The sequence below is a fragment of the Ferrovibrio sp. genome (genome assembly GCF_035304305.1).
Taxonomy (GTDB): Bacteria; Pseudomonadota; Alphaproteobacteria; order Ferrovibrionales; family Ferrovibrionaceae; genus Ferrovibrio.
Genome location: NZ_DATGQG010000025.1, coordinates 1 through 13,790 on the forward strand (window position 1 = coordinate 1; position 13,790 = coordinate 13,790).

At 64.7% G+C, this 13,790-nt stretch carries 14 protein-coding genes; 6 read left to right on the forward strand and 8 right to left on the reverse strand.

Annotated elements, in window-relative coordinates; genetic code table 11:
* The 8 genes from VKZ87_RS03020 to VKZ87_RS03055 all read right to left on the reverse strand — a co-directional run.
* Positions 1 to 650 (reverse strand): aspartate/glutamate racemase family protein (locus VKZ87_RS03020; protein ID WP_324219769.1); only part of this gene is annotated, 650 nt, incomplete at its 3' end.
* 88 nt (positions 651 to 738) lie between these two features.
* Positions 739 to 1,041, reverse strand: a complete 303-nt coding sequence (locus tag VKZ87_RS03025; protein ID WP_324219770.1) for an NIPSNAP family protein — start codon at positions 1,039 to 1,041, stop codon at positions 739 to 741.
* 8 nt (positions 1,042 to 1,049) lie between these two features.
* Positions 1,050 to 1,976 (reverse strand): hydroxymethylglutaryl-CoA lyase, encoded by a 927-nt coding sequence (locus VKZ87_RS03030; RefSeq protein ID WP_324219771.1) that lies wholly within the window; start codon positions 1,974 to 1,976, stop codon positions 1,050 to 1,052.
* Between the two features lie 21 nt (positions 1,977 to 1,997).
* Positions 1,998 to 3,197 carry a CaiB/BaiF CoA-transferase family protein gene (locus VKZ87_RS03035; protein WP_324219772.1) on the reverse strand — a complete coding sequence of 400 codons (1,200 nt, stop codon included), beginning with the start codon at positions 3,195 to 3,197 and terminating at the stop codon, positions 1,998 to 2,000.
* A 26-nt stretch (positions 3,198 to 3,223) separates the two neighbouring features.
* Entirely contained in the window at positions 3,224 to 3,928 is a 705-nt protein-coding gene (locus VKZ87_RS03040; RefSeq protein WP_324219773.1) for a GntR family transcriptional regulator, read from the reverse strand.
* A gap of 22 nt (positions 3,929 to 3,950) precedes the next feature.
* A complete protein-coding gene (locus tag VKZ87_RS03045; protein ID WP_324219774.1) occupies positions 3,951 to 4,694 on the reverse strand; it encodes an arylmalonate decarboxylase in 744 nt (247 codons plus the stop codon).
* A 6-nt stretch (positions 4,695 to 4,700) separates the two neighbouring features.
* Positions 4,701 to 5,492, reverse strand: coding sequence for a hypothetical protein (locus tag VKZ87_RS03050; RefSeq protein WP_324219775.1), 792 nt, complete (start codon positions 5,490 to 5,492; stop codon positions 4,701 to 4,703).
* A 41-nt stretch (positions 5,493 to 5,533) separates the two neighbouring features.
* The gene (locus VKZ87_RS03055) at positions 5,534 to 5,920 is read right to left on the reverse strand and encodes a cupin domain-containing protein (protein WP_324219776.1); all 387 of its coding nucleotides are present in this window, start codon (positions 5,918 to 5,920) and stop codon (positions 5,534 to 5,536) included.
* Positions 5,921 to 6,171: 251 nt separating this feature from the next.
* Here VKZ87_RS03055 and VKZ87_RS03060 point away from each other — a divergent pair, with 251 nt between their 5' ends.
* From VKZ87_RS03060 to VKZ87_RS03085, 6 genes are all read left to right on the forward strand, one after another.
* Entirely contained in the window at positions 6,172 to 7,215 is a 1,044-nt protein-coding gene (locus tag VKZ87_RS03060) for a TRAP transporter substrate-binding protein (protein WP_324219777.1), read from the forward strand.
* Between the two features lie 233 nt (positions 7,216 to 7,448).
* Positions 7,449 to 8,462, forward strand: a complete 1,014-nt coding sequence (locus VKZ87_RS03065; RefSeq protein ID WP_324219778.1) for an ABC transporter substrate-binding protein — start codon at positions 7,449 to 7,451, stop codon at positions 8,460 to 8,462.
* An 11-nt stretch (positions 8,463 to 8,473) separates the two neighbouring features.
* Positions 8,474 to 9,286, forward strand: a complete 813-nt coding sequence (locus tag VKZ87_RS03070; RefSeq protein ID WP_324219779.1) for an ABC transporter permease — start codon at positions 8,474 to 8,476, stop codon at positions 9,284 to 9,286.
* A 129-nt stretch (positions 9,287 to 9,415) separates the two neighbouring features.
* On the forward strand, positions 9,416 to 11,626 hold the full coding sequence (locus VKZ87_RS03075; RefSeq protein ID WP_324219780.1) for a TonB-dependent receptor: 2,211 nt from the start codon (positions 9,416 to 9,418) through the stop codon (positions 11,624 to 11,626).
* Positions 11,627 to 11,633: 7 nt separating this feature from the next.
* The gene (locus VKZ87_RS03080; RefSeq protein ID WP_324219781.1) at positions 11,634 to 12,407 is read left to right on the forward strand and encodes an ABC transporter ATP-binding protein; all 774 of its coding nucleotides are present in this window, start codon (positions 11,634 to 11,636) and stop codon (positions 12,405 to 12,407) included.
* Positions 12,404 to 13,618 carry an NnrS family protein gene (locus tag VKZ87_RS03085; protein ID WP_324219782.1) on the forward strand — a complete coding sequence of 405 codons (1,215 nt, stop codon included), beginning with the start codon at positions 12,404 to 12,406 and terminating at the stop codon, positions 13,616 to 13,618. Before VKZ87_RS03080 ends, VKZ87_RS03085 begins: the two co-directional genes overlap by 4 nt.
* Positions 13,619 to 13,790 lie beyond the last annotated feature (172 nt).

The following is a 13,790-nucleotide window of genomic DNA, read 5'->3' on the forward strand; positions in this document are numbered from 1 at the left end:
CTGGCGGGATGGGCAGCCGCGAAATTGGCGCTGCTCTGGCGCAACCCGAGCGTTACCTGCATTTCGGCGTATTTCACCGCCGTGACCAGGGGATTGATGACCGGCACGTCCATCGCTGCCTGGATCTTGGCGGCAACGGGAGACATGCAGGTGCAGCCGAGCAGTATGGCTGCAGCGCCGTCGGCCACGGCGTCGCGGCAAGCACGGATAACGCGCCCCAGCACGTCGGAATCGCCGCCCTGCATGCGCGCGATGTAGTCCTGTTCCTCACCCAGCCCGGCCTGCTCCTCGTCGGTGCCGACATGGAGCACGGCGCTGCAGGCGTCTTCGAGGCCGGTTTCCCGAAGGAGCTTGCGATACAGGAAGGCGGTCGTCGCGGGCCAGATGGTGACTACGGCAAATGGCCGTCCGATGCCCGCGGCGACCCGCAGCCCCGCTTCGCCGGCGCCCACCGCAACCTTCCTGGTCGCCGACTTCAGCGCCGCCAGGCCGTAGTCGCCCACCGAGTTGATGACCACCGCATCGCATCCGTCACCCGCGGCGGTGATGCCCGCATCGAGATACCCCATCTCCTGGATGGCGAGATCGAGGGGATTGTTCGGAAACATGCTCAGGCGCGGCGGATAGATGCGGATCTCCGTCGCAGCCACCAGAACATCCTGAAGCTCCGGAGGGATGGCGGTGGGGTTGTCCCGCCGGAACGCCGTCCCAATCAGACCGATTCGCATCGCGCGCCTCTCAGCGTATGGGGGAAAAGCTCGTCGGATTCAGAATTGAATTCTGCATCCGCTCGATCAGTGGGAGGATCTTCGGCGTAAAGGCAATCCAGGCCGCATCGGCATTCAGCCTGGCCCGCCGCTTCGCCCGGTCCTCAAGGTCGGCATAGCCCCAGAGATGGACGACCTGGTTCAGCTCGCCGATTTCGGATGTGAAGTAGCCCAGGAGATTTCCGAGAATGGGCTGGATGATCGGCAGGCCTTCGGCCTCGTAATGCTTCAGGAAGACCGGCAAACCGCCCGGACGGATGGTGTAGGTGCGCATTTCGACAATCATGCTGCACCCAGCTTCGCTTCCCGGCGCGCCCGGTCCGACGTGAACCAGGGGGTGATCCTTCCGCCGACGGCGCTGCCGAGCAGCTCACCGGCCAGTTCCGCCGCCTTTATCAGCCCCTCAACAGACAGACCGGTTTCGTACCCGCTCTGCTCCAGCATCAGCGTGAGGTCTTCGGTCGCCAGATTGCCTGACGCCCCCGGGGCAAACGGACATCCGCCCAGACCGCCGATGGAGGCATCGAATTTGCGGATACCGGCCTTGAGCGCCACCCAGCTGAGCGTCAGCCCCATGGCGCGTGTATCGTGGAAGTGGGCGGCAATCCGCTCGGCGCCGAAACGCTCTGCCGCAGCACCGAAGAGCGCCTCCACCTGGGCAGGGTTTCCGGCCCCGATGGTATCGGCCAGCGCGATCTCGTCGGCGCCGGCCAGCAGCATCCGGTGCGCCAGATCGAGGACGACATTCCGGTCGGTCCGTCCCTCATAGGGGCAGGCGCAGGCCGCGGCGATGTAGGCCCGCGTGAACACGCCATCGCGTTTGGCCTCCTCGATAACCGCGACGCATTCCGCCGTCGCGGTTTCCAGGGACATGCCGATATTCTTCTGGTTCAGGGTTTCCGTCGCCGAAAGGACGACGGCGATCCCGCCGACGCCGACCTCCCGGGCCCGCGCATAGCCGCGCCGGTTCGGGACCAGCGCCGTGATCGTGACGCCGGGCTCCCGGGGCACCGCAAGTACGAGTTCCGCGGCATCCGCCATGGCGGGGACGGCACGCGGACTGACAAAGCTGGTCAGCTCGAAATTCGACACGCCCGCCGCGCGCAGCGCGGTGAACAGCTTCACTTTCCCGGCGACCGGAAGATGTGTCGGATGGTTCTGCAGCCCGTCCCGCAGACCGACTTCGTTGATGATTACCCGGTTATCCACGATGCCCTTCCATCCTCTCGGTCAAGCAACGATGCCCTGCTGCCTGAGCCGGGCTATGTCGGCCTCGGAAAAGCCCCCGAGCCTCGCAAGAACATCGTCGGTATCGGCACCAAGCCGGGGAGGCGGCGTAAATTCCTCGCTGGCGTAATCGCTCATCTTCACCGGATTGCCCGGCATGTCGACGACCGTACCAGAAGGCAGGCCGACCGACACGACCATATTCCGGGCCCGGACCTGCTCGTCGCTGAGCGCGTGCGACAGTTCGTTTACCGGCGCGCACGGAATCCGGCGCGCCTCCAGCTTCTCCAGCCAGTATTCACAGGGTTTGGTCAGAAAATGCTGCTGCAGGCGCTCGTCGATGAAGGCCCTGTCCGCCAGCCGTCCGGGCTGGCCCGCATATTTCTCCTGCGCCAGATCGGGGTCGCCCAGCAGTTCGACCAGCGACGCCCAGAAATTGTCGGTGATGACGGCGATGATCAGGTCCCGGCTGGCGGTCCGGAAAGTATCGTAAGGGACATGGACGAAATGCCCGTTGCCGGCCCGCCCGGGGCTGCGGCCCGAGAGCAGGTACATTGTGGCCATGTAGTTGAGCATGGAAATCTGTGCATCCAGCATGGAGATGTCGACATGCTGGCCCTTGCCGGTGACAGACCTGGCATGCACCGCCGACAGGATGCCGATGGCGCCCATCAGGCCGCCCCCGAGATCCCCGATCGGAATCCCTGCCCGCAGGGGCCGGCCATCAGCCTCGCCGGTCAGGGACATTCCGCCGCCCATGCCCTGCGCCACCATGTCGAATGCCGGACGGTTCATGCCCGGCCCGTCATTGCCGAAGCCGCTGATCGAGCAGGTGATGATCCGGGGATTGATGGCGGAGACGGTCTTGTAGTCGATGCCGATCCGGCGGGCGACGCCGGGGCTGAAATTCTCGACGATCACGTCCGCACGCTCGACCAGGCGATAGAACACCGCCCGGCCCTCTTCCGATTTCATGTCGATGCAGACACTGCGCTTGTTCCGGGCAAGCGTGAGGAAATAGGCGCCCATGCCGTCCCGCGAGTGTTCGGGATCCGTGGCCAGCAGTTTCCGTGTCCCCTCTCCTGTTCCGGGCGGCTCGATCTTGATCGTCTGCGCACCAAGATCGGCCAGCAGCATGGTGCCGTACGGCCCCGAGAGCATGTGGGTAAAATCCAGGACTACCAGGTCAGACAGGGGTTTCATCGACTCACTCGGAAAATGGAAACTGTTCAGGCGGTGGCGACAAGCGGCGTATCGGATTCGCGCGCCCTCTGGGCGGCGACGAGGGCGTGCTTGGCGGAAAGGACATGCGCCTTCATGACGGATTCAGCCCAAACGGCGTCCCTCGCCTCGAACGCGGCGACGAGTTCGACATGATGTCCCAGGCTCCGGCGCAGCTCTTCCTCGGAATAGCAATTGAATGTGCGGAGGACGATGGGAAGCTCCACCAGCTGCGCCATCATCCGGCTCAGCCGCGGGCTGTCCGCAGCGGCAAGAATCCCCTTGTGGAAGCTGTCGTTCAGTTCGGCAATCCGCTCCAGGAAATGCGGCCCGCCTTCGCGCATCGTCACTTCCATGGTCCGCGCCAGCGTGCGGAGGGTTGCCAGTGTGGCACTGTCCATTCTCTCGGCAGCGAGCGACGCAACCGAGCCCTCGAGGGTGGCGCGAAGGTCGAAAAGCTGAACCAGGTCGTCGACGGACCATTTCGCCACCAGCGCACCGGAATTGGGCCGCAGTTCCACCATGCCTTCCTGTGCGAGGCGGCGAACCGCTTCGCGGACGGGGGTGCGGCTCACGCCGATCTCGAGCGCGAGATCCTCTTCCTTCAGCCTCGCGCCCTGGGGCAGATGCCCGCTGATGATGCGCGCCCTGATCTCGGAATAGGCTTTCTCTACGGCGCTGCTGGCAACCCGTGGCGATCGCTGGCGGAACATCCCGTCCTCCTTCCCGGCTGCTTCAGTGGCGCGCCAGCAGACTCCCCCAGCCTTCAAGACGGTCGGGGATTCCACTGGAGCGCAACGCTTCCCAGTATATTGCCGTGTTGATCGCGATGACCGGCTTTCCGAGCCACGACTCGGCGATCCCCGCGAGCCTCGCCATGGCGAGGTTGGTCCCGACCTGAATGATCGCGTCGACACCCGGCTGGTTTACTTCGAGGATCGCATCCTTCAGCCTGGCCTCGCTGACATGCGCGATCTTGACCGGACTCTCGCATTTGAGGCCGACAATCTTGACGACGCTGTATCCGCATTCCTCGAAGAACCGGACAACATTGCGGTCGCCGACGGGCTGATATGGCGTGATGACACCCAGCTTCTTGGCGCCAAAGAGGTCCAGTGCCCGGCGGCAGGCGTCGGATCCCATGGAGACCGGGAGGCCCGTATGCTTCTCCAGGCTTTCCTTGAGCGCGAGCGAGGCCTTGTAGCCGTCCCAGAAGGTCTCGGCCGAGATTCCGAGGACGATCCGGTCCGGCTCGCAGGACATGACCGAATCGACGGCCTGAATCTGCGCGGCCTGGATGAGCTCTATGAGGCGATTGAAGTCATCGTCGTTGTTGAGCGCGATATTCGGGATGGCGATCCGGCTGATGTGGTTGGTGACCCCGGGGACCCGCATCGAGTCGAATTCCGGCTGCACACTGGTGTTCGTCGAAGGGACGAGCACTCCGAACTTGGCCCGCCAACCGAGACTGTCAGTCATGTTTCCTCACGACCAGAGAACGAGATCTTTGTTCGGCATGCGGCCGATGAACGAGCCGATCGAGATGCGGTTGCGACCGGGCCCGGCGACACCGCCTGCAATCTCGTGGGGGTTCCGGGTGTTGAAGATCACGACATCCCCCTTATTCGGGGTAAAGGTGTATTTCGGCGCTCCCTCGACGATTGAATGGTCGAGCCCGTAGCTCTTCGGAATCTCTCCCGGCTTGCATTCGGGATTCCACGGCGCGTTATGGACCGTGGTTTCGCCGCCGCTGATCAGTTCTTCGGCATAGAAATTCCAGCCCAGCTGGGCATCGATCTGCCCGATGTCATAGGACGGCGAATTCAGCGGCGCCCAGTCGGCATGAAGATCGACGCCTTCTCCGGCCACCCGCGCGATGCCGGCATAGTAGCGGCCGAGTCCGGCTTCTTCGGCAATCTTCACCTTGCCGTCCGTATAGGGCTGAAGCAGGTCGATCAGGCGCTGCACCGCGTCGAAGGATCGCGTGATCAGTTCCCGCTGCTGCCCGTAAGCCGTTTCGGCGTCGCGGAAATAATCAGTCTTGGGGCGATCCCAGCGATATTCATACTGCGCCAGGCCGATATAGCCGATCTTCCTCGCGACACTGTAGAACTTGTATCCCACGGCCTCGACCGCGGCCGCGAAGGCCGCGCATTCGTCATCGTTGGCGAAATTCCGGACCCGTACCGCCGGGATCTCGTTGTTCAGCACGGCCAGGAGGCTTTCCCGGGTCAGGGGAGCCTCTTCCATTTTCTTCCAGGTACCCGTCGCAGGCATCACTGACACTCCGGAGTTTAAGGAAACGAGTTTGCCGATCGTTACTTCCAGGTCTTGCGGGGAGGCGACTTGATCTCGATCTGGAGGCAATCCTCCAGAGCCTCGCTGTAATGGTCGACGCCGACCGGATGCATCCACGAGGTACCCGGCTCGGCGATGAATTCCTGGCCGCCGATGATCAGCTTCAGTCGCCCTTTGATCAGGTAGCCCATGGACTCGTGGTCCATATGCTTGTGAACGGGGTCGATGAGCCCCTTCTTCCGCTCCACCTCGAGAAGCAGGATCTCGTCGCCGACCATGAGTTTCCGGACCACCACATGCCCCTGTTCCAGAACGCCCTCCACCGAGGTGATCCGCTCAGGCGGCACATCGGCTGAACGCACGAAATAACGGTCGGTTTTTTCCATCTGGCGGTCGGCAACGGTCATGGTGGCTCCTCCTTAATCTCAAGAATTGTATACAAGTATTCACGAGTGGATCAACCCGGTTCCCAGTGCCATTCAATCGAAAAAATCAGCGCCAGCGGAAATGTCCCATTTTTAGCGAAAAACCCTATTATTCAGGGTAAGCCATCCTTGACGACCTGTTTAGGGAGCCTACCCGTTTGCTTTCTAGTTGCCCGCCTCAGGAAGGATTGTATACACTCTCTGCCGGGCTGCACCTGAGGAGGAGAAACAACATGCGCACCCTTTTACTTGGACTGGGGTTTTCGGCTGCCCTGATCGGGGCAGCTGCGGCCCAGGAGTTGCCGGCAACGCAGCTCAAGCTGATCGGCGGAATCAGCGTGACCACCCAGAGCCGCCTGCTCGAGCGGCCGTTCTGGACGGAAAAGGTCCCCCAGCTTTCGAATGGCAGCATCAAGATCGACTTCAAGCCGTTCAATGAGATCGGCCTCAAGGGGCCCGAGGTGCTGCGGCTCGTCCAGCGCGATGTCGCGGACGGCTCGACTCCCTTCCTCGGTCACATGGCTGGCGACGTTCCGATCAACGAAGGCGTCGACCTTGCCGGCCTGAGCCCGAGCTTCGAGCTCTTCCGCAAGGTATCGGAGACGTTCCGCCCGGTGATCGCGGAGCATTACGAGAAGGAACTGGGCCTGAAGCTGCTCGGGCTGTGGTCCTACCAGGCCCAGGTGCTGTTCTGCCGCGAGCCGCTGAACGGGCTCGCCGATCTGAAGGGACGCAAGATCCGCACCTCGAGCGCCACCCAGGCCGATTTCGTGGGCTATTTCGGCGCGTCGGGCATTCCGATGCCGATCGGCGAGACCCAGCAGGCGCTTGTCACCGGCGTGATCGACTGCGGCATCGTCGGCACCCTGGGTGCATACCAGCTGAAATGGGGCGAAGGAGCGAAGTCGGTCTACTCGCTGCCCGTGACCTGGGGCAGCATCGCCTTCGTGATGAGCAAGAAGAAGTGGGATTCCCTCGATCCGAAGGTGCAGGGCTTCCTCACGACGAACCTGAAGAAGCTGGAGGACGACATCTGGGCCCTGAACGACAAGGAGCACCAGGTCGGCATCGAGTGCAACACCAATGGTCCCTGCAGCGAAGGCAAGCCTGCCGGCATGAAGCTGACCACACCGACCCCGGCGGACGAGGCCCTGCGCCGCGAAGCGATGCTGAAGGCGGTTCTCCCGGCCTGGGCGAAACGCTGCGGCGCGCAATGCGTCTCCGCCTGGAACGGCTCGGTCGGCAAGCTGGTTGACCTGACCGCTTCGGCAAACTGACCCCGTTCACACGGAACCATGACCAGGGGGCCTTCATCTGAAGGCCCCTTTTTCTTTCTGGCGATGCCTGGACGCCTGATCGCCAGTACAGCATGCCGCAGGACATCTCGACGCCGAGGTTGATCTGGCGCAATGAGAGTCATTCGCAATAATGCCAGCCTCCCGATCTAACCGCATTGCCGCTGGCCGGATCGCCAGGACCAGTGCGGTGCCATTGATTCGCGAGGCAGACCTTGGCAGACCCTATCCCTTGTTCCGGACCGGCCATCAGCCGGCGCAGCCTGCTGGCCGGTGCCGGCGCGACACTGGCCCTGTCGCAGGCCTTTTCCGCCATCGCCGAAGCGCCGCGCCTGGCGAAGCTGACGATCTGGGGGCCGCCGGCCGGGCCGTCGGTGACGCTGATCCACGCCATTGCCAGCGGGCTGCTCGAGCCGCTGGCCGACGCTGTGAGCTTCCGCTCCTGGCGCTCGCCCGACGAGCTGCGCGCCGGGCTCACCTCGCAGACCATGGATGTCTTCATCCTGCCGACCCAGACGGCAGCCAATCTCTATAACCGCGGACTGGGCGTCAGGCTGCTGAATGTCCTCACCGACGGACTCCTGCACATGGTGGCGGTCGACAGGAAGCTGGCGTCGATTCCGTCCCTGAGGGGCCGCAGCATCTCGGTGCCGTTCCGCAACGACACGCCGGAAGTGATCTTCCGTCGGCTGCTGCAGCTGCACGGACTGGATCCGGAAAAGGATCTTGCGGTCAGCTTCTCCGGCACGCCGGTGGAGGCGATCCAGCTTCTGGTCACCGGCCGCGTCGATGCCGCAGTCCTGCCCGAACCGGCGGCAACGCTGGCGCTGTCAGGCAGCAAGGCCGTCACCCGCGACCTCTTCCGCACCATCGACATCCAGCAGGCCTGGCACGACGTCACCGGCCTTGGCACCAGGCTGCCGCAGGCCGGCATCGGCGTTACCGAGCGCTTCCTCGCCGACCATGCCGGCGTGGCGGAGGCCCTGCATGCCGGCCTGGTGGCGGCGACTGCATCGGTCAATGCCGATCCTGCCCGCGCGGCTGCCGACAGCGCCGCGGAGCTCTGGATGCCGGCGCCCATCATTGAGAGATCAATCCCCTTCAGCAATCTGGTGGCCACGCGGGCACGCGATGCGCGGCCTGCCCTGGAGGCGGTGTTCCGGTCGGTGGCGGAATTCGACGACAGGATCATCGGCGGCAAACTGCCGGCGGCTGATTTCTACCTCTGAGGATTCGCGGAATGACGCGCGTGCTGGCGGATCGCCTGGGCAGGCTCGGCCGCTTCCTGTGGGCCGGATGGAGCGGCGTGGCCGGCATCGCGCTGTTCGCGGCACTGTGGCAGGCAGGCAACGAGCGCTACGGCGATTTCATCCTGCCGGCACCTATCGATGTCTCGGTCGCTGCATGGACGATCCTGCGCGATACCGGAAACTGGGCCACGGCCGGCCTGACCATTCTGCGCGGCTTTGAAGGCTTCGGCCTTTCCGTCGCCATCGGCATGATCGGCGGACTGGCTGCGGGTTATTCACCGGCCACCATGCGGCTCTCGCGACCGATCCTCACGCTGCTGATCGGCGTGCCGCCGATCGCCTGGATCGTGCTGGCGATGATCTGGTTCGGCTCCACCGACGCCACCGTCATCGTCACGGTTGCCGTCGCCGTCACCCCGATGATTTTCATCAGTTCCGCCGAGGGCGCGATGACGCGCGACCGCGGGCTGGAGGACATGGCCAGGGCCTTCGGCGTCGGGCCGTTCGGCCGGCTGCGCAGCATCGGCCTGCGTCATGTGGCAAGCTATCTGTTTCCCATCCTTTCGGTATCGATCGGCTCGGCGATCAAGGTGGCCGTGATGGCCGAGCTGCTGTCCAATGTCGGCGGCATCGGCGGCGCGCTGGCCATGTCGCGCGCTACGCTGGACGTGGGTGCCGCGCTGGCCTGGATCCTGCTGGCCGTGACCGGCGTGATCACCATCGAATACCTGCTGCTGCGTCCCATCCAGGCGGAACTGGAACGCTGGCGCGATGCAGCTCGTCCCTGGGGCATGAAGCGGTGATGCCCTTCTGCGAGCCGGCAGAATAGCCGAAAACCGGAAAATCCCCTGAAGTTGTTCCAGAGCAAATTGCCGGCAGTGCCTCAGACTTAATTAAGAGTGCCTATCATTTGCATGATTTGGGGGAAATTGATGAAACCGTCCGCCAACCCGGCCCGCGCGGGCCTCTTCGCCATGGCAACCTCCGGCCTGATCTCGGCCGGTCTGATGTCAGGCGGCGCGATGGCCCAGTCGGCGACCCCCGGCTCGGTGATTCTGCTCGATCCGGTGACGGTCGAGGGGGTGAAGGAAAGCCCCGAGGACGCGGCCCGGCGCCGCCTCGATGCCATACCGGGCGGCACGTCCCTGGTGACGTCCGATGATCTGGAAGGCAAGGCCAACGTCACCATCGGCGATGCACTGTCCGCCTCGCCCGGCGTGGTGGTGCAGAATTTCTTCGGCGGCAACGACCAGCCGCGCATCCAGATCCGCGGCTCGGGCCTGCAGCAGAATCCCGTGCAGCGCGGCATCCTCGCCCTGCAGGACGGCCTGCCGATCAACCAGGCGGATGGTTCTTACATTGTCGGCCTTGCCAATCCGCGCCAGGCCGGAGAGATCGAAATCTACCGCGGCTACACCTCCAACCGCCTGGGCGCCACCGTACTGGGCGGCGCGTTCAATTTCATCTCGCCGACCGGCTCCTCTGCGCCGGGTGTCTCGGCCCTGCTGGAAGGCGGCAGTTTCGGTCAGTTCGGTGCCGCGGCGCAGGCCGGCATGCAGTTCGGCAATGGCGATGCCATGGTGCAGGTCAGCCGCAGTCAGCGCGATGGCTTCCGCGATTACAATGATTCCGGGCGCACCGGCTTTGACGCCAATGTCGGCGCCCAGTTGAGCGATGTGGTCTCGACCCGCCTCCTGCTCGGCTATACCGATCTGGATTTCGACGTGGCCGGGCCGCTGCCGAAAAGCCGGCTGAAGATCAGCCCCGAGAGCGTTTATACCGGTCCGGCTTCGGGTTTCGGTCCGGGGCCGAATGTGGTGCGCGACAAGCCGCATCGCGAGGCCACGCAGCTGCGTCTGGGCAACCGCACTACGGCTACCATCGGATCCCACATCTTCGACGCGGCTGTCGGCTATACCCGTACGGAAGACGAGTTCCGCTACCCGATCTCATCCGGCGTGCAGGCTACCGACAGCAACGACTACACGATCGTCGCACGCTATGCCTATGCGCCTGACGTCGGCCAGCCGCTGCCTCTGTTCGAAGGCAATCTGCGTTATGCCACCGGCACGGCGGATCGCGACTTCTACATCAATCGTAATGGCCGCAAGGGCGAACTGTTCGGCAAGAACGAACTGAATTCCTCGACTCTGTCGGTCAATGCCGGCCTGAATCTGCCGGCGACGGAAACCGTGGTGATTTCGCCCGCACTCACCATCTCTCACGCTACACGCGACAGCGACGACCTGTTCGGCAATGGCGCGCGCCCGGTTTACAACGCGCAGGCCAATACCAGCGCGACCACGCTGGCGCAGGATACCAGCTATTCCCGCGACTATACCGGCTTCAGCCCCAGCCTCGGCCTGTCCTGGCGTCCGGCCGAGAACCAGATGGTGTTCGGCGCGGTGAGCCGCAGTTTCGAGCCCCCGACGCATGACGATCTGCTGGCCACCCAGAATGGCACGCCCAATACCAGCGCGGGCCTCAACCCGAATACCGTCGGCCCTGATCGGGCCTTTGCCACGCCTGACCTGGATGCCCAGACTGCGACCACGGTGGAAGCCGGATGGCGCGGCAAGCTCGGCGTCGTCAGCCTCGATGCCTTGACCTACTACTCCTGGATCAAGGATGAGATCCTAAGCCTGCGCGATTCCAGCGGCGCGGCGCTCGGCGCAATGAATGCCGACGAGACCCGCCATTTCGGCATCGAGTTCGGCGGCTTGGTCCAGTTGCTGGACCATGTTGGGCTGCGTCTCGCCTATACTTTCCAGGACTTCCGCTTCCACGACGATCCGGTGCGCGGCGACAACCGCCTGGCCGGTGCGCCGCGCCACCTGATCAAGGCGGCACTGCGTTACGACGTGACCGGGAAATTCTGGGTGCAGACCGACCTGACCTGGTCGCCGACCAGGACGCCGGTCGACAACATGAACACCCTGTATGCCGATCCCTATGCCACGGTGGATCTGCGTTCGGCCTACGATCTGACCGACACGGTCAGCGTCTTCGGCGAGGCGCGCAACATCTTCGACAAGACCTATGCTTCCTCGACCCTGGTGGTCGACCAGGCGCAGAACAACCAGGCAGCCTTCCTGCCGGCCGACGGACGCGCGTTCTACGCCGGCATCAGGGCCCGGTTCTGATGCCCGCATGTCTCCGCCAGCCGAAACCGATCTTCCCCTCCTGACGCTCAGCGGCGTCGACCACGCCTATCTTGGTCGCACGGTGCTGAGCGGCATCGGGCTCAGCGTGCTCCGGCACGAGGTCGTCGCCCTGGTCGGCCCCTCGGGCTGCGGCAAAAGCACGCTCGCCCATATCGCCGCCGGCGTGGTCGATCCGCTGCGCGGCAGGGTGGAGCGACGCTACACCCGCCACGGCATGGTGTTCCAGGAGCCGCGCCTGCTGCCCTGGGCCACCGCGCGCGACAACATCGCCTATCCGCTGCGCCATCGCGGCATCGGCCGTGCCGAGCGGCTGGAAAGGGTACGCGCCGCGGCCGAGCGGGCAGCGCTCGATCCGCTCGACCTCGACAAGTATCCGGTCGAGATGTCCGGTGGCATGCGGCAGCGCACGGCGATCGCCCGCGCGCTGGCCGTGCAGCCCGACATGATCTATTTCGACGAGCCCTTCACCGCCCTCGACGTGGCGCTGAAGCGCCGCATGCAGGACTTGGTGATCGCGGCCGGCCGGGATGCCAGCTTCAGCGCCCTGTTCATCACCCATGACCTGATGGAAGCCGCCCGCATCGCCCATCGCGTGGCGGTGATGGATGACCATGGCCGGGGCATCAGCGGCGAGCGGGTGATCCCGGGGCATCCCGGCGAGCGCACGGACGCCGAGCTGTTCGAGCTCGTCAGCCGCTTCGTCACGCAGGATCCGCTGTTCCGCCACATCCACGACATAGACGAAAGGCGGATTTCGTGACGCCCACGCAATCGACCAAGACGCCGTCGCTCGCGGCGATTCTGACCGACGAGGGCTTGCGGCTGTTCTTTCCGCTGGCCGCCCTGCATGGCGCGCTCTGGCCGCTGCTGTGGACGGTCGTCTACGGCCTCGGCATGCCGGCGGACGGCGCGATGCCGCCATCTCTGTGGCATGCCAGCGAGATGATCTTCGGCACCTACGGCGCCGCGCTGATCGGATTCATCACCACCGCTGTTCCGGAATGGACCGACCGGCCGCGCCCGACAGGCCGGATGCTGTTCACCCTCGCGGGGCTGTGGCTTGCGGGGCGCGTCGCCGGACTGATCGGCAACGACATGCTGGGCATTCTCGGCGCCCTGGCCGACGGCGCATGGCTACTGGCCCTGATGGCCTTCGTGGCGCGCCACTGGGTTGCCCGCCCGCATGCGCGGCTGTTCGCCCCGCTATTCTGGCTGGGCGGACTGGCCGCCGCGGGCATCGCGGTCCGCGCCGCCTTCATCCTCGGCGATATCGATCTCGCCCATGAGGCGATCCGGATCGCCGGCCTTGTTTTCCTCGGGCTGCTCGGGGTGGTGCTGGCGCGGATCACCGTGCCGGTCACCAACCTGGTTCTCGATCCCGGTGAAGCGACCTCGCCCTACCGGCCGCATCCCGGCCGCATCAATCTGGCACCCGGGCTGGTGCTCGTGGTCGTGCTGGCGCAGATGGCAAGGGTGTCGCCGGCCGTGAGCGGCTTTCTGCTGATTGCCGCCGGTGCCGCCTTCATGGATCGCGTGGCAGAGGCTTTCATCGGCAGGGAAGCTTTCCGGCCCGCAATCCTGGCGCTGGCCGCCTCCAGCCTGCTCAGCGGCGCGGGTCTCATCCTGGCCGGCGCCGCGCGGCTGGGTGCGCCCTTTGCCGAGACGCCCGCGTTGCATCTGGCGCTGATGGGCGGGCTGGGTGTCGGCGTACTGAGCGTGTTCGCCATTGCCGGCCTCATGCATACCGGGCGCAGGCTGCCCCTGCCGCGCATGGCTGTGATCGCCCTGCTGCTGATGGTCGGCGCCGTGCTGCTGCGCGTCCTGCCCGACCTCGGGCCGCTGCCCGCGCCGCCCGGACCACCCCATGCCCTCGCCGCCACGCTCTGGACGGCGGCATTTCTGGTCTGGCTCAGGGGTTACTGGCCATACCTGTCGACGCTGAAAGACACCGGCGGCGGCTGCGGGGATTGAGAACTGGTCCCCGGCACGAAAAAGCCCGCTAAGCTTTTCCACTTAGCGGGCCTCTGGATTGGTTGCGGGGAGAGGATTTGAACCTCTGACCTTCAGGTTATGAGTCGTGTCGAACGAACCATGAACAATCACTCGGAACCGCGAGTTCTTGCGCAGTTTCCGACACTTGCCG